Annotated in this window: 28 protein-coding genes and 4 tRNA genes; 21 read left to right on the top strand and 11 right to left on the bottom strand. The window is 60.9% G+C overall.

Annotated features, from left to right (window positions below; translation table 11 throughout):
* Window positions 1-38 precede the first annotated feature (38 nt).
* From GSQ82_RS16060 to GSQ82_RS16025, 8 genes are all read left to right on the top strand, one after another.
* Entirely contained in the window at window positions 39-737 is a 699-nt protein-coding gene (locus GSQ82_RS16060; RefSeq protein WP_158793202.1) for a YggS family pyridoxal phosphate-dependent enzyme, read from the top strand.
* Window positions 734-1,048, top strand: coding sequence for a DUF167 domain-containing protein (locus tag GSQ82_RS16055; protein ID WP_158793201.1), 315 nt, complete (start codon window positions 734-736; stop codon window positions 1,046-1,048). Before GSQ82_RS16060 ends, GSQ82_RS16055 begins: the two co-directional genes overlap by 4 nt.
* A gap of 150 nt (window positions 1,049-1,198) precedes the next feature.
* Window positions 1,199-2,617, top strand: coding sequence for an APC family permease (locus tag GSQ82_RS16050; RefSeq protein ID WP_158793200.1), 1,419 nt, complete (start codon window positions 1,199-1,201; stop codon window positions 2,615-2,617).
* Between the two features lie 66 nt (window positions 2,618-2,683).
* Window positions 2,684-3,544, top strand: coding sequence for a sugar phosphate isomerase/epimerase (locus tag GSQ82_RS16045; protein WP_158793199.1), 861 nt, complete (start codon window positions 2,684-2,686; stop codon window positions 3,542-3,544).
* Window positions 3,545-3,663: 119 nt separating this feature from the next.
* On the top strand, window positions 3,664-4,263 hold the full coding sequence (locus GSQ82_RS16040; RefSeq protein WP_254061681.1) for an RNA polymerase sigma factor: 600 nt from the start codon (window positions 3,664-3,666) through the stop codon (window positions 4,261-4,263).
* On the top strand, window positions 4,260-5,003 hold the full coding sequence (locus GSQ82_RS16035; RefSeq protein WP_158793198.1) for a hypothetical protein: 744 nt from the start codon (window positions 4,260-4,262) through the stop codon (window positions 5,001-5,003). The genes GSQ82_RS16040 and GSQ82_RS16035 overlap by 4 nt, the downstream gene beginning before the upstream one ends.
* Window positions 5,000-5,950 (top strand): HEAT repeat domain-containing protein, encoded by a 951-nt coding sequence (locus tag GSQ82_RS16030; RefSeq protein WP_158793197.1) that lies wholly within the window; start codon window positions 5,000-5,002, stop codon window positions 5,948-5,950. The genes GSQ82_RS16035 and GSQ82_RS16030 overlap by 4 nt, the downstream gene beginning before the upstream one ends.
* A 63-nt stretch (window positions 5,951-6,013) precedes the next feature.
* Entirely contained in the window at window positions 6,014-7,045 is a 1,032-nt protein-coding gene (locus GSQ82_RS16025) for a HEAT repeat domain-containing protein (protein ID WP_158793196.1), read from the top strand.
* A 10-nt stretch (window positions 7,046-7,055) separates the two neighbouring features.
* On the opposite strand, the gene GSQ82_RS16020 is transcribed toward GSQ82_RS16025, so the two are convergent.
* On the bottom strand, window positions 7,056-8,201 hold the full coding sequence (locus tag GSQ82_RS16020; RefSeq protein WP_254061680.1) for an SIS domain-containing protein: 1,146 nt from the start codon (window positions 8,199-8,201) through the stop codon (window positions 7,056-7,058).
* A gap of 387 nt (window positions 8,202-8,588) precedes the next feature.
* Between GSQ82_RS16020 and nagA the strand changes: the two genes are divergently transcribed.
* The 7 genes from nagA (at window position 8,589) to GSQ82_RS15985 (ending at window position 15,916) form a co-directional block, all read left to right on the top strand.
* Entirely contained in the window at window positions 8,589-9,755 is a 1,167-nt protein-coding gene (gene nagA / locus GSQ82_RS16015; RefSeq protein ID WP_158793194.1) for an N-acetylglucosamine-6-phosphate deacetylase, read from the top strand.
* A gap of 176 nt (window positions 9,756-9,931) precedes the next feature.
* Complete coding sequence (locus GSQ82_RS16010; protein WP_158793193.1) at window positions 9,932-10,519, top strand: ferritin-like domain-containing protein; 588 nt, start codon at window positions 9,932-9,934, stop codon at window positions 10,517-10,519.
* A gap of 305 nt (window positions 10,520-10,824) precedes the next feature.
* The gene (locus GSQ82_RS16005; protein ID WP_158793192.1) at window positions 10,825-11,694 is read left to right on the top strand and encodes a tetratricopeptide repeat protein; all 870 of its coding nucleotides are present in this window, start codon (window positions 10,825-10,827) and stop codon (window positions 11,692-11,694) included.
* A gap of 262 nt (window positions 11,695-11,956) precedes the next feature.
* Entirely contained in the window at window positions 11,957-13,123 is a 1,167-nt protein-coding gene (locus GSQ82_RS16000) for an acyl-CoA dehydrogenase (RefSeq protein ID WP_158793191.1), read from the top strand.
* Between the two features lie 474 nt (window positions 13,124-13,597).
* Complete coding sequence (locus GSQ82_RS15995) at window positions 13,598-13,939, top strand: PadR family transcriptional regulator (protein ID WP_158793190.1); 342 nt, start codon at window positions 13,598-13,600, stop codon at window positions 13,937-13,939.
* 72 nt (window positions 13,940-14,011) lie between these two features.
* Window positions 14,012-14,620, top strand: coding sequence for an FtsX-like permease family protein (locus tag GSQ82_RS15990; protein WP_158793189.1), 609 nt, complete (start codon window positions 14,012-14,014; stop codon window positions 14,618-14,620).
* A 60-nt stretch (window positions 14,621-14,680) separates the two neighbouring features.
* Window positions 14,681-15,916 (top strand): MFS transporter, encoded by a 1,236-nt coding sequence (locus GSQ82_RS15985; protein ID WP_158793188.1) that lies wholly within the window; start codon window positions 14,681-14,683, stop codon window positions 15,914-15,916.
* Between the two features lie 348 nt (window positions 15,917-16,264).
* On the opposite strand, the gene GSQ82_RS15980 is transcribed toward GSQ82_RS15985, so the two are convergent.
* The 6 genes from GSQ82_RS15980 to GSQ82_RS15955 form a co-directional block, all read right to left on the bottom strand.
* A tRNA-Arg gene (locus GSQ82_RS15980) sits at window positions 16,265-16,341 on the bottom strand.
* A gap of 354 nt (window positions 16,342-16,695) precedes the next feature.
* Complete coding sequence (locus GSQ82_RS15975; RefSeq protein WP_158793187.1) at window positions 16,696-17,298, bottom strand: hypothetical protein; 603 nt, start codon at window positions 17,296-17,298, stop codon at window positions 16,696-16,698.
* A gap of 121 nt (window positions 17,299-17,419) precedes the next feature.
* The gene (locus GSQ82_RS15970; RefSeq protein ID WP_158793186.1) at window positions 17,420-17,572 is read right to left on the bottom strand and encodes a hypothetical protein; all 153 of its coding nucleotides are present in this window, start codon (window positions 17,570-17,572) and stop codon (window positions 17,420-17,422) included.
* A gap of 81 nt (window positions 17,573-17,653) precedes the next feature.
* The gene (locus tag GSQ82_RS15965) at window positions 17,654-18,691 is read right to left on the bottom strand and encodes a YheT family hydrolase (protein WP_158793185.1); all 1,038 of its coding nucleotides are present in this window, start codon (window positions 18,689-18,691) and stop codon (window positions 17,654-17,656) included.
* Window positions 18,691-19,515: a DUF72 domain-containing protein gene (locus tag GSQ82_RS15960; RefSeq protein ID WP_371417217.1), complete on the bottom strand. Its 825-nt coding sequence runs from the start codon at window positions 19,513-19,515 to the stop codon at window positions 18,691-18,693. Before GSQ82_RS15960 ends, GSQ82_RS15965 begins: the two co-directional genes overlap by 1 nt.
* A 37-nt stretch (window positions 19,516-19,552) precedes the next feature.
* Window positions 19,553-19,627 (bottom strand) — tRNA-His (locus GSQ82_RS15955).
* Window positions 19,628-19,693: 66 nt separating this feature from the next.
* Between GSQ82_RS15955 and GSQ82_RS15950 the strand changes: the two genes are divergently transcribed.
* From GSQ82_RS15950 to GSQ82_RS15935, 5 genes are all read left to right on the top strand, one after another.
* Window positions 19,694-20,236, top strand: coding sequence for a DUF4112 domain-containing protein (locus GSQ82_RS15950; RefSeq protein WP_158793184.1), 543 nt, complete (start codon window positions 19,694-19,696; stop codon window positions 20,234-20,236).
* 40 nt (window positions 20,237-20,276) lie between these two features.
* Window positions 20,277-20,353, top strand: a tRNA-Pro gene (locus GSQ82_RS15945).
* Between the two features lie 86 nt (window positions 20,354-20,439).
* Complete coding sequence (locus GSQ82_RS15940; RefSeq protein WP_158793183.1) at window positions 20,440-21,099, top strand: Bax inhibitor-1 family protein; 660 nt, start codon at window positions 20,440-20,442, stop codon at window positions 21,097-21,099.
* Window positions 21,100-21,695: 596 nt separating this feature from the next.
* Window positions 21,696-22,235 carry a hypothetical protein gene (locus tag GSQ82_RS25155; RefSeq protein WP_254061679.1) on the top strand — a complete coding sequence of 180 codons (540 nt, stop codon included), beginning with the start codon at window positions 21,696-21,698 and terminating at the stop codon, window positions 22,233-22,235.
* Window positions 22,121-23,353 (top strand): VWA domain-containing protein, encoded by a 1,233-nt coding sequence (locus GSQ82_RS15935; protein WP_254061758.1) that lies wholly within the window; start codon window positions 22,121-22,123, stop codon window positions 23,351-23,353. Before GSQ82_RS25155 ends, GSQ82_RS15935 begins: the two co-directional genes overlap by 115 nt.
* Before the next feature lie 69 nt (window positions 23,354-23,422).
* On the opposite strand, the gene GSQ82_RS15930 is transcribed toward GSQ82_RS15935, so the two are convergent.
* From GSQ82_RS15930 to GSQ82_RS15920, 3 genes are all read right to left on the bottom strand, one after another.
* Window positions 23,423-23,498: transfer RNA gene (locus tag GSQ82_RS15930), tRNA-Thr, on the bottom strand.
* Window positions 23,499-23,506: 8 nt separating this feature from the next.
* Window positions 23,507-23,794: a hypothetical protein gene (locus GSQ82_RS15925; RefSeq protein WP_158793182.1), complete on the bottom strand. Its 288-nt coding sequence runs from the start codon at window positions 23,792-23,794 to the stop codon at window positions 23,507-23,509.
* Between the two features lie 152 nt (window positions 23,795-23,946).
* A complete protein-coding gene (locus GSQ82_RS15920) occupies window positions 23,947-24,453 on the bottom strand; it encodes a DinB family protein (protein WP_158793181.1) in 507 nt (168 codons plus the stop codon).
* 117 nt (window positions 24,454-24,570) lie between these two features.
* Here GSQ82_RS15920 and GSQ82_RS15915 point away from each other — a divergent pair, with 117 nt between their 5' ends.
* Window positions 24,571-25,581 carry a YafY family protein gene (locus GSQ82_RS15915; RefSeq protein WP_158793180.1) on the top strand — a complete coding sequence of 337 codons (1,011 nt, stop codon included), beginning with the start codon at window positions 24,571-24,573 and terminating at the stop codon, window positions 25,579-25,581.
* Here GSQ82_RS15915 and GSQ82_RS15910 read toward each other — a convergent pair.
* Window positions 25,511-26,038, bottom strand: a 528-nt coding sequence (locus GSQ82_RS15910; protein WP_216847099.1) for a glycosyl hydrolase family 28 protein, incomplete at its 5' end; no start/stop codon positions are given. The two genes, GSQ82_RS15915 and GSQ82_RS15910, sit on opposite strands and share 71 nt — an antisense overlap.

Raw genomic sequence — 26,038 nt, 5'->3', positions numbered from 1 at the left:
GAGAAAAAAGTGTGGTCGAAAGATAAGATGCAGAGAGCATGTCCATCGCAGACAACCTCGCCCGCATCAACCACCAGATAGCCGAAGCCTGCCACACAGCCGGCCGCTCCGAGACCGAAGTTCAGCTGATGGCCGTGAGCAAGGTCCATCCCGTCGAGGTCATCTTCGAAGCCTACGCCGCCGGCCACAGGCTCTTCGGCGAAAACCGCGTGCAGGAGTTTCAGGATAAATCCCAGCACCTCTCCAACCTCGCCGACGCCAGCTTCCACCTCATCGGCCCCCTGCAGTCGAACAAGACCGGTAAGGCAGCCGAGCTCTTCAACGCCATCGACGCCGTCGACTCGCTGAAGATCGCGCAACGGCTGGACGCAGCCGCGAAAGCCCTGAACAAGAGGCTACCCATCCTGATCGAGGTCAAACTCAGCCACGAAGAATCCAAGCACGGCGTCGCACCCGAAGATCTGACCGCCCTTCTGACCGCGATGCAGCCGCTCGAATCCATCGAAGCTGTTGGCCTGATGACCGTGCCGCCGTGGTCGGAAGACGCCGAAGTCGCCCGACCCTACTTCCGCGAACTCCGCCGCCTCCGCGACACCTCCGCAACAAGCTTCCCCCAACTCACGCAGCTATCGATGGGCATGTCCAACGACTTCGCCGTCGCAATCCAGGAGGGCAGCACCTGCGTCCGTGTAGGCACCGCTCTGTTCGGAAGCCGTAAGCCTCCGGCCGCAATATGACGGACGAGATTCAGAGCTTCGTCAACGACGTCACCGACGGCTGCACCCTCTCGGTGCGCGTCCATCCCGGAGCGAAGAAAAATAACATCAACGGACTCCACGCAGGCGCAGTAAAGATCTCGCTGACCACGCCGCCCGTGGATGGCCGCGCAAACGAAGCCCTGATCGCCCTCCTCTCCGACGTTCTGCGAACACCAAAAGCACGCATCTCCCTCGTCAGTGGCGCCACCAGCCGCACAAAGCTCCTGCGCATCACCGGAAAGACCGCCGCCGAAGTACAAACCGCACTCTTCCCTGCAGTGCAATGCTGAACACAACCACCCACAAGCATCCAAGCCCATCTCGCACCGGAGATTCGCCGCAAGATTCGTTACACTGCGAGCTGGAACGAATACATGACAACTCGTTGAAGGCGAGATCATGACCGATCGTTCGCCAAGCAGACGAGTTCCAAAGAGGAGATGCCGCTGCCGCAACCGAACGGAGCGAACGAGCTAAGACGCGGCCTGACCACACGCGCCGCGCTCGGCCTGAACATCATCGACATGGTCGGCGTCGGCCCCTTCGTCACCCTGCCGCTCATCGTCGGTGTCATGGGCGGCCCGCAGGCCATGCTCGGCTGGATCATGGGCGCGCTGCTCTCCCTCTGCGACGGCCTCATCTGGAGCGAACTCGGCACCGCCTATCCCGAAGCCGGCGGCTCGTACGCCTACCTCAAACACCTCTACGGCGAACGAACGCTGGGCCGCGCATTCTCGTTCCTCTACGCATGGCAACTGCTCATCAGCGCCCCGCTCTCGATCGCCTCCGGCTGCATCGGCTTCTCGCAATATCTTTCGTTCTTCTTCCCTCACGCGAGCAGACCGTTCGCCTCCACCTCACTCCTTGGCGTTCCCATCGTCTTCAGCGGTCAAACATTAATCGCCCTCTCCGCCTGCGCCATTGCAATGATCGTCCTCCATCGCAGCATCTTCGCCATCGACCGCATCGTGCGCTGGCTCGGACTCGTCGTCGGGCTCACGCTGGTCTTCCTCATCGTCGCCGGGCTCACACACTTCAACGCGCATCGCGCCTTCGACTTTCCCCCCGGAGCCTTCCATCTCAACGGAGCCTTCTTCGCCGGCCTCGGCGCAGGCATGCTCATCTCGGCCTACGACTACTGGGGCTACTACAACGTCTGCTTTCTCGGCGCCGAAGTTCGCGATCCGCAAAGAGCAATCCCACGCGCAGTGCTTGGCGCAATCGGTGTCGTAGGCGTTCTGTATCTGCTGATGAACATCAGCGTACTCGGCGTACTGCCGTGGCGAGAGATGGCTCAGAACACCGACAGCCACGAGCGCATGTTCACCATGGCCGTCTTCATCGAGCGCCTCTACGGCCACACCGCAGGAGGCGTCATGGTGATCCTGATATCCCTCGCCGCCCTGGCTTCGGTCTTGGCGCTCCTCCTCGGATACTCGCGCATCCCCTTCGCCGCCGCACGAGACGGAAACTTCCCGGCGTGGTTCGGCGTCCTGCACCCAAAGCACCGCATCCCGATGAACTCTCTCCTCACCCTGGGAGGCATCACGCTCGTTTGCTGCGTCTTCCGTCTGCAGGAGGTCATCACGACGCTCGTGGTCGTCCGCATCCTCTTCCAGTTCCTGCTCCAGGGAGTCGCCGCACTCCTTCCAAAACATCGCCGGCAGCGCAGGCTCAGCGGATTTCGAATGCCGCTCTATCCCCTCCCCGTATTGGCCGCTCTCGCCGGTTTCGTCTTCATTCTCTTCTCCCGTCCCCACTTCCTGCGCGAGATGCGAACCGCCGGTGTGATCCTCGTCGCCGGGTCCGCGGTATACGCCGTCCGTCTGTTCAGAACGCTGCACGCCAGGACAAAGTAGCTTTGTTTATTGGCCGCGGCATTTATGACTGGACTTACAACTAAAGCCGCCTGTACGATTCGCTGCATGAATTTCTTCTCGACTCGTCGCAACGTCTTAGCCGGAGGAGCGATGCTGGGCGCATCCGCTCTCATGCCAAAGTTCGCAGGCGCCCTCGCCGCAGGCCTCGACACCCTTCCACCCTCGCCCGTGCGGCTGGGAATCGCAAGCTACACCTTTCGCAAGTTCGATCAGGCTCATCTGATCGACTTCATGAAGCAGTTGAAGACCCCTTATCTCAATCTGAAGGACGCACACCTGCCGATGACACCAGCCGACCAGGTCGCACCCAAAGCAGCCGAGTACAGGGCGGCGGGCTTCACGCTCACAGCAGCCGGCACCATCTACTTCACGAAGGATGATGATGACGACATTCGTTCCAAGTTCGAGTACTGCAAGGCCGCCGGAATCCCCCTCATCGTCGGTGCCCCGACGCACCAGACCCTCCCCCGCGTAGAGAAGTTTGCGAAGGAGTACAACATCCGCGTCGGCATCCACAACCACGGCCCCGAAGACAAGGAGTGGCCGTCGCCGCTGGACGTGCTGAACGCGGTGAAGAACATGGACTCTCGGATGGGCTGCTGTATCGACGTCGGCCACACCATGCGCGCAGGCACTGATGTCGTCGGAGCAATCCGCAAGGCAGGCCCGCGGCTCTTCGACATCCACATGAAAGACCTCGCAGACGGCACAAAGAAAGAGAGCCAGGTCGCCGTAGGCCAGGGCGTAATGCCCGTCCCCGAGATCTTCAAGACGCTGATCGAGATGAAGTATCCCGGTTATGTCGATCTCGAGTACGAGATCTTCCCCGACGATCCAATGCCCGGAGTCATGCAGAGCTTCGCCTACATGCGCGGCGTCCTCGCTGGCATGGGATACAAAGGATAGCCACAAGCCAGTCATCACCACCTAAGTAGCAGGAAAAAAAGGCGAGATCCGCACCAAAGCATCCGGTGCAGGTCTCGCCAATTATTTTTGCGCCGGAGCCTAACCGGAGGCCAAACCCGTTGTCTAATCGGCGAATGGATAGAGCAGAGACAGAGGCGATCCGAGAGGTGCTCGGCGGCAATCGGGACGCCTACCGTGTGCTGATGGACCGTCACTTCTCCTCCGTCGCTCGCGTCGCCTTCCGCATCACCGGCAATAAAGAGGATGCGGAAGAGGCCGCGCAGGAGGCGTTTTTGCGAGCCTACAACAAGCTGCCGACCTTCCGACAGGACTCTGCTTTCTCCACCTGGATCACGCGAATCGCTATGAACACATCCATCAATCTCGTAGAACGGCGTAAGCGCGACCTCTCCTACCACGCACCGCGCATCGCCGATGAACCCTCCGCCGCGGACGGAACCGTGCGTGTCGCTGACGGCCACGCAAGCCCCGAAGGCGCACTGCTGAGCCTCGAGGCTGCCACCCTGCGCCACGAAGCCATGGCCGGACTCACCCCGATGGAGCGTGCCGCATTCACGTTGCGGCACATGGAAGAGATCCCAATGACAGAGATCGCAACTGCGTTGAACATCACGGTGAACTCCGCCAAACAAGCGGTCTTTCGAGCCGTCGGCAAACTTCGCCGATCCCTCGCGCCGGTTGCAGGAGGTCTGCGATGAAGCACTTTTCAGAAGACGATCTGATCGCCTATCAACTCCATGAAAGCTCCGACGAATCCGCCATCCACCGGCACCTCGAGGAGTGCAAAGACTGCGCCGCCCTCTCGGAGTCCATCGCGGAGACGCTGCGTGTCTTCTCCGCAGAGCCCTTCCCGCAGCCCGATCTGGAGCACAACTGGCAGCGGCTTCGCGGCAACCTGAGCGTCCTCACCCCGGAGCATCCGAGCCGTCTCTCCATCCTTCGATGGCACTGGGCCTGGCCTGCCATCGGATTGGTCGCAGCTGCACTCATCGTAATGGCCGGTGTCGGCCTGCATCTACACCACGAGCAGAGGACGAAGCTGCATCTCGCCCTCGACAACCACGCCATCAACGGACACGGGCCTCTGACGACGCAACCCACCGACCCCGCCATCGCAGACCATCTCGACGCCGCCGAACGCTTACTCACCGAGGTGAACAACTCGCAGGGATCGCTCGATCAGACGACACGCGAACAGGCGCACACCCTTCTGCTCAAGAACGCAGTCTACGTCCACACCGCACGAGACAGCGGCGACGTAGCCGAGGCCGCAGTGCTCGAAAATCTCGGACGTGTCCTCACCACGCTCGACAACGAACCGCCAACCGAACGCAGCGCCTGGCGCCTCCGGCTGGAGATGAACACAAACGGCCTTCTGCTCGACATTCGCATCCTGCGGCAGAACGACGACGACAAAAATCAAGGAGCTGCACAATGACACCCTCTATCCGCACCACTCTCTCCTCGGCTGTGCTGCTTCTTTCAGCGGCAATTCCCTCGCTTCACGCACTCACTCCGGAGCTGTCCTCTATCGATCTCATCGCGGAGGTGCAGGACGACGGCGCATACACCGCCGGCTCCAAGGCACTCGAAGACCACCGCTGGCCCGACGCCGTCGCCTCCTTCGACAAGGTGATCAACGCAAAGGGAAAGCGCATCGACTCCGCGCTCTACTGGAAGGCCTACTCACTGAACAAGCTTGGCAAGTCCCGGCTTGCATCAGCGACGTGCGATCAGCTCCGTGCGCAGGACGCGAGCAGCTCGTGGAATCGAGACTGCTCCGCGCTCACCGTGACCGTCCACGTGGACACGCAGGCGCTGGCCGAAAATCTCAAGAACATCAACGCGCAGGCGAATGAAGTCACCGACTCCTTCAACGCACTCGCAGACTCGCCAGACAGCCATCCCGCACGCGGCTCCGACGAAGACCTGAAGATGCTCGCGCTGAACTCTCTTCTCAATCAGGACCCCGCACGCGCCATTCCCCTCCTGCGCGGCGTGCTGACCGGCAATCAATCCACCGCGATGAAGAAGCACGCGCTCTTCGTTCTCGCACAGAGCAGATCGCCCGAGGCCGAAAGCATCCTGCACGACGCCGTCACCGGAAAGATGGACCCGCAGCTACAGCGCGAGGCCATTCAATCGATGGCGGTCTTCCAAGGCAAGCGCGCCAACGAAACCCTCGTCGAGGTCTACAAGACAACGAGCGATCCGCAGATCAAGAGGTCCGTCATCTCTGCCCTCTTCATCACGCAGGACGCGCCCAGGATGGTCGAACTCGCACGCACCGAAAAAGATCTCGAAACAAAACGGCGCATCGTCTCCGAGCTCGCCCTGATGAACGACAAGGCCGCGACCGACTACATGATGGAGCTGCTGAAGTAAGCCCAGCCGCACCCTCCCCACAATCCACGTTGCACACCAACTCAGATCTTCAGGAGAATATCTATGCGAACCCTCGTGCGTCTTCTCATCGCGACCGCTGCAATCTCCACTGCAACCACACTCACCGCCCAGCAGCCTGCAGTCGTTCACGCTCAGCTCAAAGTCGAGTCCGCCGATCATGGCCTGAAGTCCGCACTCGACGGCCTCAAGCGGCAGAGCACCGCCGCATGGGTCGGCTACTCCATCCCTGTGAGCGACAGCTTCTCCTCGAGCTGGAACTCACCCCGCGTCGAGTACCTCGAAGGAGGCAACAGCCTTAACGAATCGGAGAACACTCCCACCACCAAGTCATTCGATCACGCCATCATCCTGCTGCGCATCACAGACGGAGCCGTCACCAAACTGCGCATCGAAAGCCCCGAGCGTCAGCTCGACGCAGGCGGCCTCGCCTTCCTCTGGCTCAACAGCATCCAGCCCGACGACAGCGTTCACGTCTTGGCCGACCTCGCCCGAAGCAACGACGAAAGACATATCCGCGACAGCGCCGTCTTCGCCATCTCACTCCATCAGACACCCGCAGCCACACCCGCACTCGTCGCTCTCGCAGGCCCGAGCAACGATCCGGAGCTTCGCGAAAAGGCCGCATTCTGGCTCGCCAATCAGCGCGGAGAAGAAGGCTTTCGTGCGATCCAGCATCTCGCCCGCACCGACAGCGACGCGGACTTCCGCCAGAAACTCGCCTTCGATCTCACCCTGACCAAAGCCCCCGCCGCACTCGACGAGTTGATCCGCATGGCACATGAAGATGCTTCGCCCCAGGTCCGCAAACAGGCACAGTTTTGGATGGCAAACAAAGGCGGCAAACGAGTCACCGAGGATCTTCGTCAATCCGCCTCCAACGATCCCAACGAAGAGGTGCGCAAATCAGCCGTCTTCGCACTCTCTCGCCTGCCGAACGACGAAGCCGCCACCCAGCTCATCGCACTCGCCGACTCCAGCAAAGACCCTGCAGTCCGCAAGCAGGCCATCTTCTGGCTGGGGCAGTCGAGCGACCCACGCGCCCTCGACTACCTCACCAAACTTCTGAAACAGTAGCCCGCCGCAGCTACTCCTCGACCACAGCCTTCACCAGATTTCTCGGACGATCCACATCGATCCCCCGGCTGATCGCCAGCGTATACGCCAGCAACTGCAGCGGAACAACCTCAAGAATCGTCGAGAGCAGATCGTTGCTCGCAGGAATAAAAAGGCAGGTATCGCTATGCTGTGGAACCTCGCGGTCACCCTCCGTAGCTAGCGCCACGATCGTCGCTCCTTGTGCGCGCATGTCCTTCATCAACTGAACCACCTTCGAGTAGCGAAGTAGCGAGTCCGGATCTCCCGCATCGGCGGTAGCGATCATAATCAGCGGCGAATCCTTGCTGACCAGCGCATTCGGCCCATGCTTTAACTCGCCCGAAGGATAGCCCTCGGCGTTCATGTACGCCGACTCCTTCAGCTTCAACGCGCCCTCGCGTGCAATCGCATAGTGTGCGGCGCGGCCAAGATACAGCAGCGTGCGCGACTCCACCAGCCGCGGCGTCAGATCCTCAATCTGCTTCTGCCAGTCAGGCAGCGCAGCCTGCAGCAGCGAAGGAATCTCCTGCAACTGGCGGCTATACACCTCGGCAGCCTGCAAACTCATCCGCCCACGAAGCCGCGCCAGATGAAGCGACAGAGAGTAGAGCACCGCAAGCTGCGTCGTAAAACTCTTCGTCGCAGGAATCGCCTTCTCCACCCCCGCATACGTCGGCAGCGAAGCGCTCGCCTCCACCGCCATGCTGGACTGAGCATTGTTCGTAATCGCCACGCTGGCAAGTCCGCGTGCATTCGCCTCACGCAGCGCGGCAAGCGTATCCGCCGTCTCCCCGGACTGCGAGATCACCAGCACGCCGGGGTTATGCAGCGCATGCGTAGAGCGGTACGTGTACTCGCTCGCGTACTCCACATCCACCGGAATCCCCGCAAGATCCTCCAGCATAATCTCGCCCGCCAGGCCCGCATGACGGCTGGAGCCGCTGGCCGCAATCACCAACCGCTCGCGCCCGCCAATGGCATCAGCCACCGGCTGAAAGGTATCCAGCGCAGACGAGCCGCCCGGCAGGTAGTGCTGAATCGTATCGTCCAGAGCCTGCGGCTGCTCGTAGATCTCGCGCAACATGGCGTGAGGAAAGGTGGCAATCTTCGTCGTCTTCGAACTGGGCTCGGTCATGATCTGTGGCATCCTGCTGCTTTCTGCGAACTCGCTTGCTGGAAGGTTGTGGCCATTGCCTGAAAAGGAACGTAGCGACGCAATGGCAAGTTGGGGAGGCATACCGTTGGCACCAGTGGTAGCATCATTTTTTCTAATGACCCGGGCGGGGGAGTGCGCGCCGCCTTGAACCAGGCTTATCGTTGCATCGAGAAGTGTTCCAGTGATGAAATTCTCTTTGCACGTTCACCTGTATGTACGACTATACTGGAAGTAGAACTCAGGAACAAGCACCATCCACGGCGCGTAACCATCCCTGATCGTGTCGATCCTCCTACGCCGTGGAGCGGTGGCAAGCATGCTGAGCCAGAACCTGCGAATATCGTGGGAGTGTGCGAAAGGGCAGCAATGATCCGTACGATAGCAGCGCGACGACTCCTCCGTGGAGACAACGTGGTGGAGTATCCGCTCGTCAGCATCGAAGACGGTTGCATCCGCTCCATCGAGAGCCTCGACCCGGCCAGCCACCACACCGCCCCGGCGACCCATCGCTTTCCCGACGCCACCCTCGTCCCCTCCTACTTCGACATCCACATTCACGGCTGCGCCGGACACGACGTCATGGAGGCGACTCCGCAGGCGCTCCAGATCATCGGAGAGTTCCTCTCCACCCGCGGCGTCGGCGCCTACCTTCCCACCACGGTCACCTCTCCCCGCGACGAAACCCTGCGCGCCCTCTCCGGCCTCGCCACTGAGATTCAAAAAGCGCGAAACAATCCCTCCACCCGCGCAACGCCCCTCGGAGTCCACCTCGAAGGCCCGTTTCTCTCCCACAGAAAGCGCGGAGTCCACACCGACGGCCTGCTCCAGGCTCCGTCCATCGACCTCTTCGACCGCTTCTGGCAGGCAGCCGAGGGCCAGATTCGCCTGATGACGATCGCTCCCGAACTCCCCTGCGCCTCCGAACTCATCGCCCACGCCACCAGCCTCGGCGTCCGCTGCAGCATGGGCCACAGCGACGCCATGGTCTGCGAAGCCGAGGCAGGCTTCCTCGCCGGCGCCCGCTCCGCCACCCACACCTTCAACGCCATGCGCGCCCTCGACCACCGCGAACCCGGCATCGCCGCCTACGTCCTCGACAAGCAGGAGCTCTTCGCCGAGATCATCTGCGACGGCATCCACGTCGATCCCCTCATGGTCCGGCTCTTCTTCAAAGCCAAGGGCGCGTCGCGAACCATGCTGGTTACAGATGGCATGAGCGCAACCGGCATGCCCAACGGCACCTACATGCTCGGCGGCATGCAGGTCGAAGTTCTCGACGGACGCTGCACCTCCCACGGCACCCTCGCAGGCAGCGTGCTAACGCTCGACCGCGGCGTACAAAACTTCATGGAGTTCACCGGCGCAACCCTCCCCATCGCCGTCGCTGCCGCCTCCAGAAACCCCTCGCAGATGATGGGCATCGCCGACGCCTGGGGAACCCTCGAAGAGGCGCGCGTCGCCAACATCACCGTCCTCTCCCCTTCGGCCCAGGTCGTGCAAACGTTCCTTGCAGGAGAGCCGGCCATATCCTAGCCGGTTTTCCAGCGTCATCAACAATCCCGTCCGCTCCACCAACGACCCGCCTCTATTCATTAATAAAATTCACATCGGGCCAACTGCCACGCCCCCATTTGTCTCCTATATCCAGATTCACGACGTCGGCACCCAGGCCACGCGAATCCAGATCCAACAAAGGAGATTCAACGGTCATGGCACTCAAGGATGTTTTACTCGATGAACTGCGGGACATGTACAGCGCGGAAAATCAGCTCGTCAAGGCGCTGCCGAAGCTCGCCAAGGGTGCGAAAAATCCAACTCTCAAGCAGCTCTTCACCGCTCACCTCGAAGAGACCAAAGGTCAGGTCGAGCGTCTCAAGCAGGTCTTCGCGGAGCTAGAAGAGAAGCCCACCGGCCAGCACTGCAACGGCATGGAAGGCGTCATCGAAGAGGGCAAGGAAGCTCTCGAAAAAGACGAGACCGGCGCCTCCTTCGACTCCGGCCTCATCGGCGCCGCACTCCGCACCGAGCACTACGAGATCGCCGGCTACCAGGCCTGCATCGCAATGGCCAAGACCCTCGGCCTTTCCACCGCCGTCAGCCTCCTCACCGAGAACATGAACGAAGAGCTCGCCGCCGCAAACAAGATCACCGCCGCAGCGCAGCCCATCTTGAAGGAGAGCGCCCAGCAGCCCGAAGAACCAAAGAAGCCGAAGTCGGCCAAAGAGAAGTACTCCGCGCAGAAGAGCAAGGAAGACGAAAAGAAAGCCGCACCCGACCTCAAGAAACGCGCAAGCTAGTCACCACGCTGATCTAGTCCCAAAATGGCCCCGGCAACGGGGCTTTTCTTCGTCTCAACCAAAGCACCGCAAACAGTGCATTCACGCTCTCTTCACGCAGCCAACCCCTCCAAACACGCGTCCGAACCACGTTTGGTACAAGTTATCCACGGTTATCTGATGATCTGGGTACGATTAGGGCTTGATTGGCGCGGAGTGGAAAGGCATACTGCAGAAAGAGTCTGCAGGAAGATCTGCAGAACGGTGCCGACCGAGACACCAACGTGACACGATATAGTCGTCAGGACGTAATCCGGATACTGCACTTGCACACCCGCCAGCTTCAGGCGTGGGAGCGAGCAGAACTCATCTCCCCCAGCGAACACTACTCCTTCGAGACCCTCGGCCAGCTCCGCAAGCTGCGCGACATCCAGGCCAACACCCGAATCTCCGCAAAGAACATCCGCGCCTCCTTCGACGCCATGCAGCGCGTCGCCGGCATGCGCAACCCTCTGCTCGAAACCAGCTTCGTCCGCCGCGGCTCGCATCTCAGCTTCCGTCACGGCGGCGCGCTCATGGACCCCCTCACCCAGCAGCTCGCCTTCGACTTCGAGACCACCCCAGGCCGTCAGTTGCGTGTCGTCGGCGGCACCGGCGACGCCCTCGCTCGCCAGGCCAACCAGGTCCAGAACCTCTTCCTCCAGGCCGTCCAGCTCGAAGAGACCCCCACCACCATCCCCCTCGCCGTCGAGGCCTACCAGGTCATCCTCGCCATCCGGCCCGACCACGCACCCGCCCTCATCAACCTCGGCACCATCCACTACAACCAGCGCGAGTACCGCGATGCCGAGCAGTTCTACCGCCGCGCCACCGTCGCCGACCCCGAGTACGCCCTCGCCTTCTTCGATCTCGGCAACGTGCTCGACGAGATGCAGCAGCTCACCGAAGCCATCGCCTCCTACCAGAAAGCTGTCGCTCTCGTCCCGCAGTACGCCGACGCCCACTACAACCTCGCCCTAGCCTACGAGCGCCAGGGACACCGCCGCCGCGCACTCCGTCATTGGCTCGCCTACGTCCGCCTCGACCCTGTAGGCCCATGGACGAACCACGCGAAAGAGCAGGCCCGCAAGATCCTCAACACCGAGAAACTCTCCATCGTCAGCCGCCGTGGCCGCCGCGTAAAAGCCGCAGGCTAGAAAAGATTCAGTCCTGCCGGACGGGCCGCCTGCTCGGCGAGAGGTCACTTCGTGGCACGTGTACCGGTCGTGGCGCAACAAACACCATAAGTCCTCCCGATGGTCGGCACAATCATGACTCCGACCAACGGGAGGACCACTCGAAGCCTTAAAAAGGCGTGCGAACCCCCTCCCGCCGAGCAGGCGGCCCGTCCGGCAGGACAGCATCCCTCAAACAGAAGATGCTAGACTCGCCTTTTCGCAAATCCGTTGAGGTGAATCGATGTCGCAACACGCAGCACCCATGGCCCTGACCCAACTTACCGACGACGAACGCCTCTTCCGCGACACCGTACGCCGCTTCGCCACCGAACAGATCTCTCCCCTCGTCCGCACCATGGACGAGTCCCAGCAGATGGACCCCACCCTCATCCGCAAACTCTTCGAACTCGGCCTCATGGGCATCGAGATCCCCGACGAATACAGCGGCTCCGGCGGCTCCTTCTTCGAGGCCATCCTCGCCGTAGAAGAGATCTCCGCAGTAGACCCCTCCGTGGGCGTCATGGTGGACGTCCAGAACACCCTCTGCATCAACGCCCTCGTCCGCTGGGCCAACCCCGAGCAGAAGAAAAAATACCTCACCCTCCTCGCCACCGACACCATCGGCTCCTACGCCCTCAGCGAAGCCTCCTCCGGCTCCGACGCCTTCGCCCTGCAAACCCGCGCCACCAAACGCGGCGAAGACTACGTCCTCAACGGCCAGAAGCTCTGGATCACCAACGCAAAAGAAGCCAGCCTCTTCATCGTCTTCGCCACCATCGACCCCTCCGCCGGCTACAAAGGCATCACCGCCTTCCTCGTCGAACGCGACACTCCCGGCTTCACCCTCGGCAAAAAAGAGGACAAGCTCGGCATCCGCGCCTCCAGCACCTGCGAGCTCATCTTCAACGACTGCGTCATCCCCGCCGCGCAGGTCATCGGCGAACCCGGCAAAGGCTACAAGATCGCCATCGAAACCCTCAACGAAGGCCGCATCGGCATCGGCGCCCAGATGCTCGGCCTCGCCCAGGGAGCATGGGGCCACGCCGCAAAATGGGCCAGGGAACGCAAGCAGTTCGGCAAACCGCTGGTTGAGTTCCAAGCCATGCAGTTCCAACTCGCCGAGATGGCCACCGACATCGAAGCCGCACGCCTCCTCGTCTACAACGCCGCCCGTCTCAAAGACGCAAAGCTCGACTTCCTCAAAGAAGCCGCCATGTGCAAGTACTTCGCCTCGCACGTAGCCGAGCGCGTCGCCAGCCTCGCCGTCGAGGTCTTCGGCGGCTCCGGCTTCGTCAAGGACTACCCCGTCGAAAAGCTCTACCGCGACGCCAAGATCGGCAAGATCTACGAAGGAACCTCCTTCATGCAACTCGCCACCATCGCCAAACTCACCCTCGGCAAGTCCTAGGCAGTATCGACATATAGCCTGAGCGTCCGTGATGGATGGATATAGAAGTGTCATCCTGAGGGGAGCCTCTCGCAGTTTCATCGCGAGAGGCGCAGTTGAAGGACCTGCCAGACCCTCAACGTGCCAATACTCTCTCCTCATCTCGCACCACATCCGGGACAGCCCCGTATCGTTCCATAGGTCGATACCACCTAGAGCAATGCCGCAGTGGTGTAGAGCCGTCTTGCCTTTTTGGTTTGTCATTCCGAAGGGAATCTGCGTTTGCAGTCTCTCCACCATCAAGCAAATCGCCATAAAAGGCACCCGACCCAACCCCTCCCCCCAAGCCACTCCAGCTCTTTCGATTCAATCGATTGAGCCGCCGCTCACCCAAAATCGCCATCGCCAGCCCGCTTTTACCCAAAAACACCCCAAAAACTCTCCCTGACAGCTTAGGGAAGCAGGCTTAGTCTCCTGATCAACTTAGGAGAGTACGTGACCACCCAGGCTCAGCTTCTTCCCGGAACCCTCGATCTCCTCATCCTGAGAGCCGTCTCTCTCGGACGCCTGCACGGCTACGGCGTTCTCCTGCGCATCGAACAGATCTCCGACGGCGCACTCCTCATCGAGCAGGGCGCGCTCTATCCCGGCCTCTTTCGCCTCCTGCGCCAGGGCCTCCTCAAAGCCACCTGGGGAACCTCAGAGAACAATCGCCGTGCCCGCTTCTACGAGCTGACCACCGCAGATCAAAAGCGCCTGCGCGAAGAGACCGACAGCTGGAACCGCCTTGCCACCGCCATCGCAAGCGCACTCGCCGTGCAACCGGAGGAAATATGAGACTCATCGACTCTCTTCGCTCCCTCACCTCCACGCTCTTCCACCGCTCCCAGGTCAACAGCGAGATGGACGATGAACTCCGCTCGCACATCCAGCACCGCGCCGACGATCTCGAGCGCACCGCCCATCCTTCAGTTCCCCGCCAGCCAGAGCTACTTCGTCGTGCGCTCCAGCCGCGACCCCCAGCAGGTCGAAGCCGCCATCCGCAGCACCCTCCGCAACCTCGACCCCGCCCTGCCCGTCGGCATCCAGACCCGCTACGCCGCACTCGACGCCCTCCTCTTTGGCCCCCGCATGGCAACCATCTCCCTTGGCGTCCTCGGCATCATGGGCGCCATGCTGTCGATCACCGCCATCTTCGGCATCGCCGCCTACTCCGTCAGCAAACGCCGCCGCGAACTCGGCATCCGCGTAGCCCTCGGAGCCCAGCGATCCGAAGTCCTCCACGCCGCCCTCGGCCGCGCCTTCAAACTCATGGCATTCGGCTCAGCCGCAGGCCTGATCCTCAGAGTCCTCGCCAGCCGCGTACTCGCCTCCATCGTCTCTCAGGCGACCCCCCGCGACCCGCTCGTCCTCACCGCCATCATCCTCGCCATGGCACTCCTCGGGCTAGCCGCCACCTGGATCCCCGCCCAGCGCGCCCTCTCCGTAGACACCTCCATGCTCCTCCGTGAAGAGTAAACCCACCCAAAAATCGCCCACACTTGCCAGAGGCTCTACACTAGAGAGAGACCTACTGGTATGACCAATCCCCCCACATCCGCTCCCCGCGCCCCGCTCTCCTTCCTCGGACTGGCCTGCGCCGTCGGCGTCTCCACCATGTACTACAACCAGCCTCTGCTCCTCGAGATGGCTCACTCCTTCCACGTCACCGCCGGAAGCATCGGCTTCGTCGCCGTCGCCACCCAGGTAGGCTACGCCGTCGGCCTGCTCACCTTCGTCCCCCTCGGCGACGTCCTCGAGCGACGCTCCCTCATGATGAAGATGTACGCCGCGGTCGCCATCGCCCTGCTTCTGGTCTCCGTCGCCCCCAACCTCACCCTCCTCATCGCCGGCAGCGTCCTCATCGGCCTCTTCGCCTCCGTCACCCACGTCGCCCTGCCCATCGCGCCCGACCTCGTCTCCCACGAGCAACGCGGCCGCGCCATCGGCACCGTCATGACCGGCCTCCTCCTCGGAATCCTTCTCGCCCGCACCTTCGCCGGCTGGGTCAGCGCCCTCCGCGACTGGCGCCTCGTCTTCATCGTCGCCGCCGTCATGAACGCCGCCTTCGTTCCCCTCATCTGGAAGATGATGCCCGTCCTCCCGCCCAAGCAGAAGCTCCACTACAGCGACGCCATGCGCTCCCTCTGGACGCTCATCCGCACCCAGCCCCTGCTGCGCGAATCCTCTATCGTCGGCGGCCTCGTCTTCGCCTCCTTCAGCTGCTTCTGGACCACCCTGGCCTTCCTCCTCCACTCTCAATACGGCCTCGGCGCAGGCGTCGCCGGAACCTTCGGCGTCGTCGGCGCAGCCGGAGCACTCGTCGCCCCGCTCGCCGGACGCCTCTCCGACAAGCACGGCTCCCGCTGGGTCATCTCCGTCGGCATCGCCCTCCTCGCCGGCTCCTACCTCATGCTCTGGGGATCGGTCGCCGCCCACGCCTCCATGACCCTCCACATCATCGCCCTCGTCATCGGCGTCGTCATCCTCGACATGGGCGCGCAGATGACCCAGGTCGCCAACCAGACCCGCATCTTCGGCCTCGTCCCCTCCGCCCGCAGCCGCCTCAACACCGTCTACATGACCATCTACTTCAGCGGTGCCGCCATCGGATCAGCCCTCGCCACCGTCATCTGGCAGCACTGGCAGTGGAACGGCGTCTCCGGCCTAGCCCTCGGCCTCATCACCCTCGCCGCCCTCGTCCACGCCACCGGCCGCCGCGGCATCGACGACCACAACCACATTCCCGCCAAAGACGCCCTCCTCGAAGCCTAAAACAGAAGCCCTTAGCTCTTCTGCCTTGCCCTTTGCTTTGTCCCTTTGTTTTAGCCCTTTTGTTTGTCATCCCGCAGGGATCTGCTTCTGCCTTGTCTGTTCTTCCTCAAACGGGATAGCCATCTTTGAAAGAGGAGCAGCGTCACGAGCGCCCGAAATCCACCGAGGCCTTTAGAGCACTTCCAGCCACCCCAAAGCAAAGCCTTAGGCCTTAACGCTTTTGCTTTTGAGATAGCCCAAGGCTTTATCCTTGGCCTCCCAGTTCCACCAGAAATGGGGGGCTTCAGCCCCTGGGATATGCCTTCTTTGCCACAGCCCACAAAGACCGGCGCAATATCCAGGATGATGTGGTGAGCGAGGCAGGGCTCGAACCTGCAACCGTCAGCTTAGAAGGCTGATGCTCTATCCAATTGAGCTACTCGCCCGAACGCGCCTCTTCCGATTGTAGCGGGTAACCCCAACAACCGGGAGTTGCCGCAAAAGGAACGACACCCGAAAAAATCCTGTCAACCCCCAAACCATCGAAAACCCGCGCCAGCCGCGGAGATTCACGTTGCGTACTAGTTCCTGTCCAACTGCAATAATAGATACAGAGTTCAAACTTCGGCCAGCAACCCACCCACGAACCGCTGATTAAGCGTAACTCCTTATTCTGGAAATATTTAGCTATAAGTCCTTTGTTTATAAAATTTTGCAAGCACCGATTTTCGCATCTCGCTGAAAGGAAGAAATTTAGCCACACCCACCCCCAGGGGAGGGGGTTCCCACCAACGAACAAGTTAACCGAACGCCAGCTCCTTGCTCCGAAGCAGGCCGACCACAGCATCCAGCGCCGCAGCCCAGTTCTCCTCCGCGCTCTGCGGGTCATGCCCCACCGCCTTGACATACAGGCTCACGGCAAACCCCTCCTGCGGCGGCCCGGTCAGGTCCACCATCGCCGGACGAATCACGCAGTCCAGCATCGCGTACGGATACTCCCGCAGCGTCGCATGCCGAGTCAGCCGGTGCAGCATCTGCTCCTGCTGGTGGAACGAAGCAAAGATCGACCGCTCCCGCCAGATCAGGTCGATGTAGCTCGCAAACCCCGCCGGTGCCTCCTCGACCATCACGTCGAGATTCAGCCGAAGCTGCTCCAGTTCCTCTGCGTCAAGCCGCCACGCATCGCACTTCGCCGTAAACACCGGCGAACGAGCCGCGTTCAGCGCACGCAGCGCATGCATCAGCGGAGGATGCTGTTCCACCTCGGGTAGATGGTCCAGATCGTACGGATTCTCACGCAGGTCGATGAAGCGGCGCACACCCGCCTCATCCGATGGATCGGACCACGGAACCACAAGCACGGGATCGTCAGCAGCACATTCGACGGACCATTCTGAGAGCATTACGTACTATCTTAGCGTTACGCCGAACCCGCTCGCGACAGAAACTCAGGCGTTGGTGCGGTGCAGTTGAAATTCACAAGACTGGCGAACCGCGCCGGACCTGGGATGAACTTGTAGACCTTTAGGAGTGTGAGAGCATGGCTGGCATGAAGAAGAGTATCTCGATATTCGCGTCGATTGTTATGGTTTCAGCGATCTGCGCCGTCAAGTTCTCACACCATCCCGTCGGGTGGCTCATCGGTCTCACCGCGTCGATTCCGATATTTGCTGCCATCGCGGGAGCTTTCCTGAAAAGTGCTAAATAGCAGTGAGGTCGAAATAGCTAGATGACCAGATCTTCAAACTGCACCACCACTCAGGCCTTGGCCAGCAGAAACCGCATCAGCGTATGTTCCGCCCAGTAGCCGTCGTAGCCCGCAGGCGCATCCGGCTCCGCAAGAAAGGCGCAGTGGCCGCCATGCGCGCTCTCGATCAGGGTGATGTAGGGATTCGCGCCGATCTTCGCGCGCGTCGCCTCCGTCAGCCGGATAAACGGATCGTCCAGCGCATGCAGCACCAGCGCCGGTATCGCAATACGATCAAGCACCTTCGCCGCAGCTGCCCGGTCGTAGTAATCGCTCGCGTCGCTGAAGCCCGAATACAAAGCCGTGATCTTGTCATCGAACTCCCGCAGCGAACGGATGCTGGTGGTAAGGCTCGCATCGTAGACGCCCGGAAACAGCGTGGCCTTATAGCGAAAGCGCCGCAACAGCGCACGCAGGAACTTGCGCTCATAGAGCCGATTCTGCGGGTGATGCAGCGCATCGGCGGACGAAGCCAGGTCCACCGCAGGCGACACGCCGATCACCGAACGAAGCTCCGGCGGAGCGTTCGTACCAAGCTCGCCTGCCAGCTTCAACACCAGGTTGCCGCCCATCGAATACCCGATCAGCGACACCGATCGCAGACCATGCTGCGCGACGAAGTGGTTCATCACCGCCAGCACATCGTCCGACAACCCGGAGTGATAAAGAGTAGGCGTCAGCGCCTCGGTCGCTCCACAGTTCCGCATATTCATCCGGACGATGTTGCAGCCCGCGCGCCACAGCTTGTTGGAATTGCCGACAACATACTGCGAGTTCGACGAGCCCTCCAGCCCATGCACAAGGATGGCCGTAGGCCGAGCAGCTCGAACCTCCGCAGCCTGCCAGTGACAGTGGCACAGAACCTGGCTCGCGATCCTGCCCTCCATCGCAGGCGAGACCTCCACCAGCTCCGCAACCGGGGCCGGCAGCGCATCGACGCGCGGCAGGTAGTTGCCCATGATCGTCTGGAGATGTCCGTTGCGCAGGAAGCGCCGAGGCCGAAAGTCCTCAGCATGGCTCGCAATGCGCTCAAGCTCCGCCGTCGGCATCACCGCTTCCCTGCCCTGACGTTGTTGTTGCTGCTCTGGCCGCGCACACGCGCCAGAAAGGCAGTAGCGTTCAACGCGCCCGTCGGTTCGTCTTCGTGCTTGAAGTACACATAGACGTCCCGCGTCTCCGCCAGCTTGACGAACCGAGCCGCAAACGAGTCCAGCTCTGCCGGGGTGTACCCACCGTTCCTGCGCAGCCGGAAGCAAGTATGATCGACCGCCGTATGGACCTCAGGCGAGATCAAGTCGTCACTCTCAGCCACGCAAAGTGCCGCATTGTGTCCACGTAACACCGCATAAATCGCCTCATCGAACCACGACTCATGCCGAAACTCGAACGCAATCTTCGGCGCCTGCGGACCCTGCAACGAAGGTAAAGCAAGAAACTCGCCGAGCCGCTCCGCATCCGCCTTGAAGTTCGGAGGAAGCTGAAACAGCAGCAATCCCAGCTTTCCCACCTCGCACACAGGTTCCAGCGCCGAGACGAACTGGGCCACATCGTCGCCACAGTCCTTCAAACGCCTGAAGTGAGTGATGCGCTGCGGAGCCTTGAAGCTGAAGCGGAACTCCGCCGGAGTCGCGCCCAGCCAGCCCTCCAGCATCTTTGCCGTAGGCAGCGTGCGGAAGGTATAGTTCACCTCGACCGAGGTAAGCTGAGTCGCATAGAACTCGAGGAAGCGCTTCGCAGGCGTCTTAGCCGGATAGAACTCCGGCTTCCAGGTCGGATATGCCCACCCCGACGTCCCCGCAAAGACGCGAGGAACGCGCGCAGAGGAGGATGCAGTATTGATTTTAGGGACCGAGACTTGGGGTTCGCGGGACAAGGTGATCCGCAGCTCTGTAGAAGAACAAGAAGATGTTTGGGGCGGCTAGTGGGTTTCGAACCCACGACATCCGCTGCCACAGAGCGGCGTTCTGCCACTGAACTATAGCCGCCGTATACTGGGATTATAGCACCCGGAGTCTGCGGAGCAATCCGCAGGGAGAGGATTCGGAGATCCGATGGCCTTCACCGCAAAGCCCGAGGTACTCTCCCCCCGCCTCAAACGCGGAGGCAAAGCCTTCGACGACGAAAATCTCGACCTCCTATCCCACGTCCTCGACGACTTCATCAAAATTCCCGGAACCTCCATTCGCTTCGGTCTCGACGGCATCGTCGGATTCATTCCCGGCATCGGCGACCTGATCGGCGGCATCGCCTCCTGCATCATCATCATCGCCGCCTGGGTTCGCGGCGCCTCTTACCCAATCCTCACGCGCATGGTCGCAAACGTCGCTATCGAGGTTCTCGTCGGCTCAGTTCCAGTCCTCGGAGACATCTTCGACATCGCCTGGCGCGCCAATCGCCGCAACTACGCCCTTCTCACCGGAAGCATCTACGAACCGCGCAAACACACCGCGCAAAGCTGGCTCTTCCTCGGCGTCCTCTGCCTGGTCCTGGCCACGCTCGTGCTTCTTCCCCTCCTGCTCCTCACCTGGGTCTTCGACGGCCTCTTTCACGCCCTCTTCGGCACGAGCAGCCACGGTCTCTTCCGCAGCCTTTGAACAGCGCATCCCCCACCCAATGCGATAGACTAAGAAGAGTCGGGGCGTAGCGCAGTCTGGTAGCGCATCTGGTTTGGGACCAGAGGGTCGGGGGTTCGAATCCCTCCGCCCCGACCATTTTTGATCACACATATCTGCTTAGCCCAAATATCGAACGGGCAAGAGGCCTTGTCTTCACACAGACGCCGCAGCAGGAGCAACGAATGACTGAGCAGCGCATGAATCCCTATTCCACTGTCATCGATATACCCCGCGAAGAGACTGCATCGCTGCTTGCCAAAGTGCTCGGCATCACGTCCTTCGGATTCCTCGTCACAGCTCTTGGCGTTGCAACCGCGCCTGCGTGGAGCATGTTTCCAGGTCTCATCGCCGTGTTCGCGCTCATCTTCGCTATCCGATTCGCCCGCAAGTCCAATCCCGCACTTGCACTGGGCCTCTTCCTCAGCCTTACGTACTTCATGGGCTGGGAGATTGCCCCCATCATTCATCGCTACGTTCAGAGTGTAGGACCGTCGATCGTCTTCCAGGCTGCCGCGACGACCGGTCTCGGAATGGCATGCATGGGTTGCATCGCCTATCTCTTCCAGATCAACTATCGCCGCATCGCCGGCATCGGCTTTGCTGCCTTGCTTGTGCTTATTCTCCTCGGCATTGCGAGCATGTTTCTGCACTTCCTGACGCCCGACACCTACTCCTGGCTGACTCTCGGCATCTTCACTCTGCTCACAGTCGGCGACTTCGCACGCATCCGTGCCGGTGGCGATGGACAGTCTGCCGTCTCGCTCTCGCTCTCCATCTACCTCGACGCCATCAATATCTTCCTTGCCATCCTCCAACTCCTCAGCGGACGTCGCAGGAACTAGCCAGACAAGCTCCATACTTGCTGGCCACTCCGCGATGGCCAGAAGCAACCAGTCGACGCGGCCCCGATTCGCCGAACAAAGCTGCCAGAACGGATCCTTGCTGGATGCACATCCACATGGAATCCGGTCAGCCGTCTTCAGGTATTGGCTATAGATATTTCTCAGACGTCGAGTACATAAAGGGACGTAACCATTTGAACCTGAGACAAAAAAGAAAGGATACGGCTTTCACCGTACCCTTTCTTTAAGTCGTTGGCGAAAACGATACCAGGACTGTGAGGAAGATCACTCCATAACCGATCACCAACAGCGGCCACCACCGATCCAACCAGGACACCGATTCACTCGACGAACTCATCTCAGGACTCTCCTTTTACGCTCTTCAATCCTAACCGAAAATCGAAGTCGCGCTCAATCTGTCCTCGCCACTGCAATCGCTCATTCAAACAGAGCGCCACAGTTCTCAAGATGTGACGCGGAACTATCAGTTCCAATTGATCTGGAATTCATTGGCCCCTTTTTCTAGTGCGTTTTAAAATCTCAGCGTAACAAGTATCGATATACCGTGTTCGTATGCAGAGTACACGAGGGCCCCAATGAGACCTCCGCTTTCCCGCGCACTTTCCGTCCTCTTTCTCGCCACCGCCCTCTTTAACTTCGCATCCACACAGCAGCCATCACCAGCACCCTTTACTCCGGCGCAACCGTCCAACCCGCCCACGGTACAGAATCCACCAGCGCAAACCCAGTCGCAGGTCCCCGGCTCGGAGCCAGTCAAAGACGCAAATGGCGTTTACACCATCCGGCGCAACGCCCGGCTCGTCGTCCTCGATCTCGTCGTAACCGATGCAAAAGGAAACATCGTACCCGATCTCAAGCGCAACGAATTCCACGTCACCGAGGCCAACGAACCTCAAAACATTCTCAACTTCGAAGCCTCCGGCGCTCATACCCTCGACCCCCAGCTCACCATCAACTCCACCGAAGAGCTCGACCGGCTCGCACCAACGCCCCCGTCAACATCCTCCTCCTCGACGAGTTCAACACCCGCTTCGAGGACATGGCCTTCGCCCGCTACTCCCTCAAAAAGTTCCTCGAGCGACAGCCCGGCAAGCTCGACACCCCCACCATGCTGATCGCCGTCGACCTCCAGAAGTTCAGCGTGCTCCACGACTACACCCAGAACAAGGACGAGATCCTCACCGCCCTCGATCATCACTTCGCCGTCCTTCCCTGGCAGGCCCAGCAGGGCCAATGGCGATCCGAGCGCCTCGCCACCGCCTTTCTCACCCTCCGGCGTGTCGCTGAAGCCGTCGTCGGCCACCCCGGCCACAAAAATATGATCTGGGTCGGCCGCGGCTTTCCCGCCATCAGGTGGGCCGATGTCCCCGTCGATACCGAAAACCGCGTCAACAACGCCGTTCAGGACTGCGTCAACGTCCTCCGCGACGCCCGAGTCACCCTCTACACCATCGACCCCGCTGGCCTCCAGATCGACCCCGGCGTCTACGGAGCAGCAGCCGCCTTCAACGACCCCTTCGGCGGAGAGTACCAGTTCAATCGCCTCGCCAAGGCCACCGGCGGCCGCACCCTCTATGGACGTAACGACGTCGATGCCGAGATCGGAACCGCCATCCGCGACGGAGCCAGCTTCTACACCCTCACCTACCGGCCGCAGAACACCTCGCTCGATCCCTCAAAGTTCCGCAAGATCAACGTCACGCTCGACCGTCCAGGCCTCACCGTCTACACCCGCGAAGGCTATTATCTCCAGCGCGGACCCGGCCACGTCGACCCCACCAATCCATCCCGTCGCCTTGTCTCCGACCTCATCTCCGCGGACTCCAGCACCATGGTCTACGACGGCGTCGCTCTTACCCTCGAACCCTCTCTCACCGACACCGACAGCTTCACCGTCCACGTCAACGGACGCAGCCTCTACTGGACTCCCGCTACCGACACAGAACCGCGCCACACGGACGTCATCCTCGTGGTCTCTACCTTCGACAAAAAGGGGAAAGAGTTGAAACGTGTCGCAAAGAACATCCACGCCAGCGCATCTCCCGACGTAGCTCCAACTGGGAGAATCGATCACGGTCTCAGCCTCGTGTATAAAATCGACCACGATCCAAAGGCCATCCGAGCACGCTTTGTGGTTCGCATCACCTCTTCAGGCCGCATCGGCACCGCAGACGCAACGTTAGACCAGGCACACGCCACAAATCTCACGCCGCCAGCCCCAACCACTCCCTAGCAAGCGCAAACAAAACACCCAAACAGCAAACGCTATGAGGAGATACGGAGAGATCAAGTATAAAAGGAATGGAGCCGATGAGCGGAGTTGAACCGCTGACCTACTGATTACGAATCAGTTGCTCTACCAACTGAGCTACATCGGCCTGCCGTTCTATTCTATCGGCTCCGCGCCTATCCGCCAAATCCCAACTGGATACGATCTCATACGCGCAGGCTCGGCACCCTCGGCTTCATCCCCCGAGCCGCAGTACTTCTCACGCAACTGCTGATTCTTGACCAGTAACTCCCCCACCAACTGCTGCAGCCGCGCATTCTCCCGCTTCAACTCCAGAAGCTGGGGTATATCGCTGCCCGCCGCTGCATGAGACTGCAAAGACGGAACGGGAAGCTCGCCGGAGTGGAAAGAGCATGTTCTTGCCGGGTCTTCACTCTTCATCATCGATCCCTTTCTCTTCCTGGTTGAATCCTTGTTGAGCCACCGCTGAATCCTTGTTGAGTCGCGGCTCAATCGCGGTTGAACTGCGGATTGATTGAACCGAGGAAACCGGAGGCGAAGCCAAACAACCTCCGATGACCTCGCCTCAGTGCCCATCAATCCTGCTCATCAGCCGATGGCCCATACAGCGCCGGAACACTCGCCTCGCACAACCGCAGATACACCGTCAGCTGCCCACGATGATGCGCCAGATGAGCGAAAACTGTGTCCGCCAAGATCACATGTCGAGGCTCATCGTTGCGTATCTTGCCGCCTGCGATAAAGCGCCACGACTTCATCAGATGCTCGTCCGTTGTCGTCTCCAGCGCCCTGCGCGAGCGCTTCACGCCCTCTTCCAGTGCCATCAACAACTCCGCCTTCGACGCCGCTGGCTTGGTCCTGAACTGCTCACTCGATGGCTCATCCATATTCAGCTCATCCCGCTCGATGATGAGGGTTACCCATCCCGGCATCTTCGCCACAAGAGCCGCTAACAATCCCAAGGCCATCGACTTGTCGTGCGGCTTCCAGTCATTGCGCCCCTCAGGAACCCGGTTAACTACCTTACGCGACGCCTCCGCCTCTCGTTCCAACTGCGCCAGTAAAAGATCCTTCAGCTCCATCTCCGCTCTCCCTCGGCCGGACATCCTGCCGATAAAGAAGAGCCTAAGGCTGCATATATGACATAGAGTGTCATATATGATCCAACAAAATAAAAAAGTTCAGAAAGGATCACCTCCGTGAAATCCGACCGGCTCCTCTCCGCGCTGCTTCTCCTTCAGGCCAAGGGCCGCGTGACCAGCCGCGAGCTCTCCGAACGCCTCGAGGTCTCCCAACGCACCGTCCATCGCGACATGGAGGCTCTCAGCGCCGCCAAAGTCCCCATCTCGGCCCTGCGCGGCTCCCAGGGAGGCTGGCAGCTCGAACGCGACTGGCGCACCCACGTCCCCGGCCTGGACGAAGCTGAGCTCCGCGCCCTCCTCATGACCCAGCCCCGAGCCCTCAGCGACCCAGCCATGGCAGCGGCAGCCGAGCGCGCCTTCGGAAAACTCATGGCCGCCCTCCCCGGCCCCATGCGCGAACAAGCCGCCGCCATGAGCGAACGCCTCCACGTCGACCCCACAGGATGGCACGCCACCACCGAAGACCTCTCCATGCTCCCCATCGTCCAGGACGCCGTAGCCCGCGACTGCAAACTCACCTTCGACTACACCCGCGCCGACGGACAGACCGCCCCTCGCACCGTAGACCCCCTCGGCATCGTCGCCAAGGGCGTCAGCTGGTACCTCGTCGCCCGCGCCCCGCACGGCATCCGTACCTATCGCATCTCACGCATGCACGCCGTCACCGCGCTCGCCACCACCTTTGAGCGGCCCCCAAACTTCAAGCTCTCCACCCACTGGAAGCTCTCCACCACCCAGCTACAGGAGCAGCGCAAACACTTCGACGCCGTCGTCGCCCTCACATCTCAGGCCGCCCACATGATGCGCGGCTGGTGCGCAACCTCCCCGCTCAGAGACGAACAAACCTATCCGCTACAGAAAGAGTGGATCGCCCTCAACATCCGCTTCGAAGACGAAGACCAGGCCCGCTTCCTCATCCTCGGCTTCGGCTCCCGCGCGCAGGTGCTGGCGCCACCCCTCCTCCGCGAACGAATCGCCGCCGAAGCCAACGCAATCCTCACTGCATCGGAACAAACTTCTCATTACACTGGAACGCCGGCTCCGCCGCCACCACGCTCGGCTGAGTAAGCACGGGCGTCCCCTTATTCGGAATCACTTTGATCTCAGTCCCGATAAAACTAATGTTGGTGCTGTGCTGCCCCAGCGTCACGGTAGCAAACCGCCCATGCACCTGCGCCGGAGTAATCCCGTCGATGCGCACCCCATCCAGAGTCACCTCCGTCCGATGCCCATCGTCCAGCCCGGCGATCAGCACATCTCCCGGCGTCGTAGCGATCACGTTCCGAATCGTAATCGCCTTATAGTCAGGAATCCGTTCCCCCGTGTAGTGCGGATCTTCAAACCCCTCCGTCGTCTGATTCGCATAGTAAGGACTGATCGCGATCGGACTCTTCACCCCGCGCATGCAGATGTTCTCATAGACCAGATCGTGCGCCGCCCCTCCCAGCATCACATTGCTCTTGATGCGAATGCCACTCGTCGTACGATCCTCCGTCAGACCATCCACCAGCAGAAAACTTTGCCC

The organism is Granulicella sp. L60 (genome assembly GCF_009765825.1).
Taxonomy (GTDB): Bacteria; Acidobacteriota; Terriglobia; order Terriglobales; family Acidobacteriaceae; genus Edaphobacter.
Note: the sequence above shows the minus strand (reverse complement) of the source record. Positions and strands in the feature narration are given on the sequence as shown.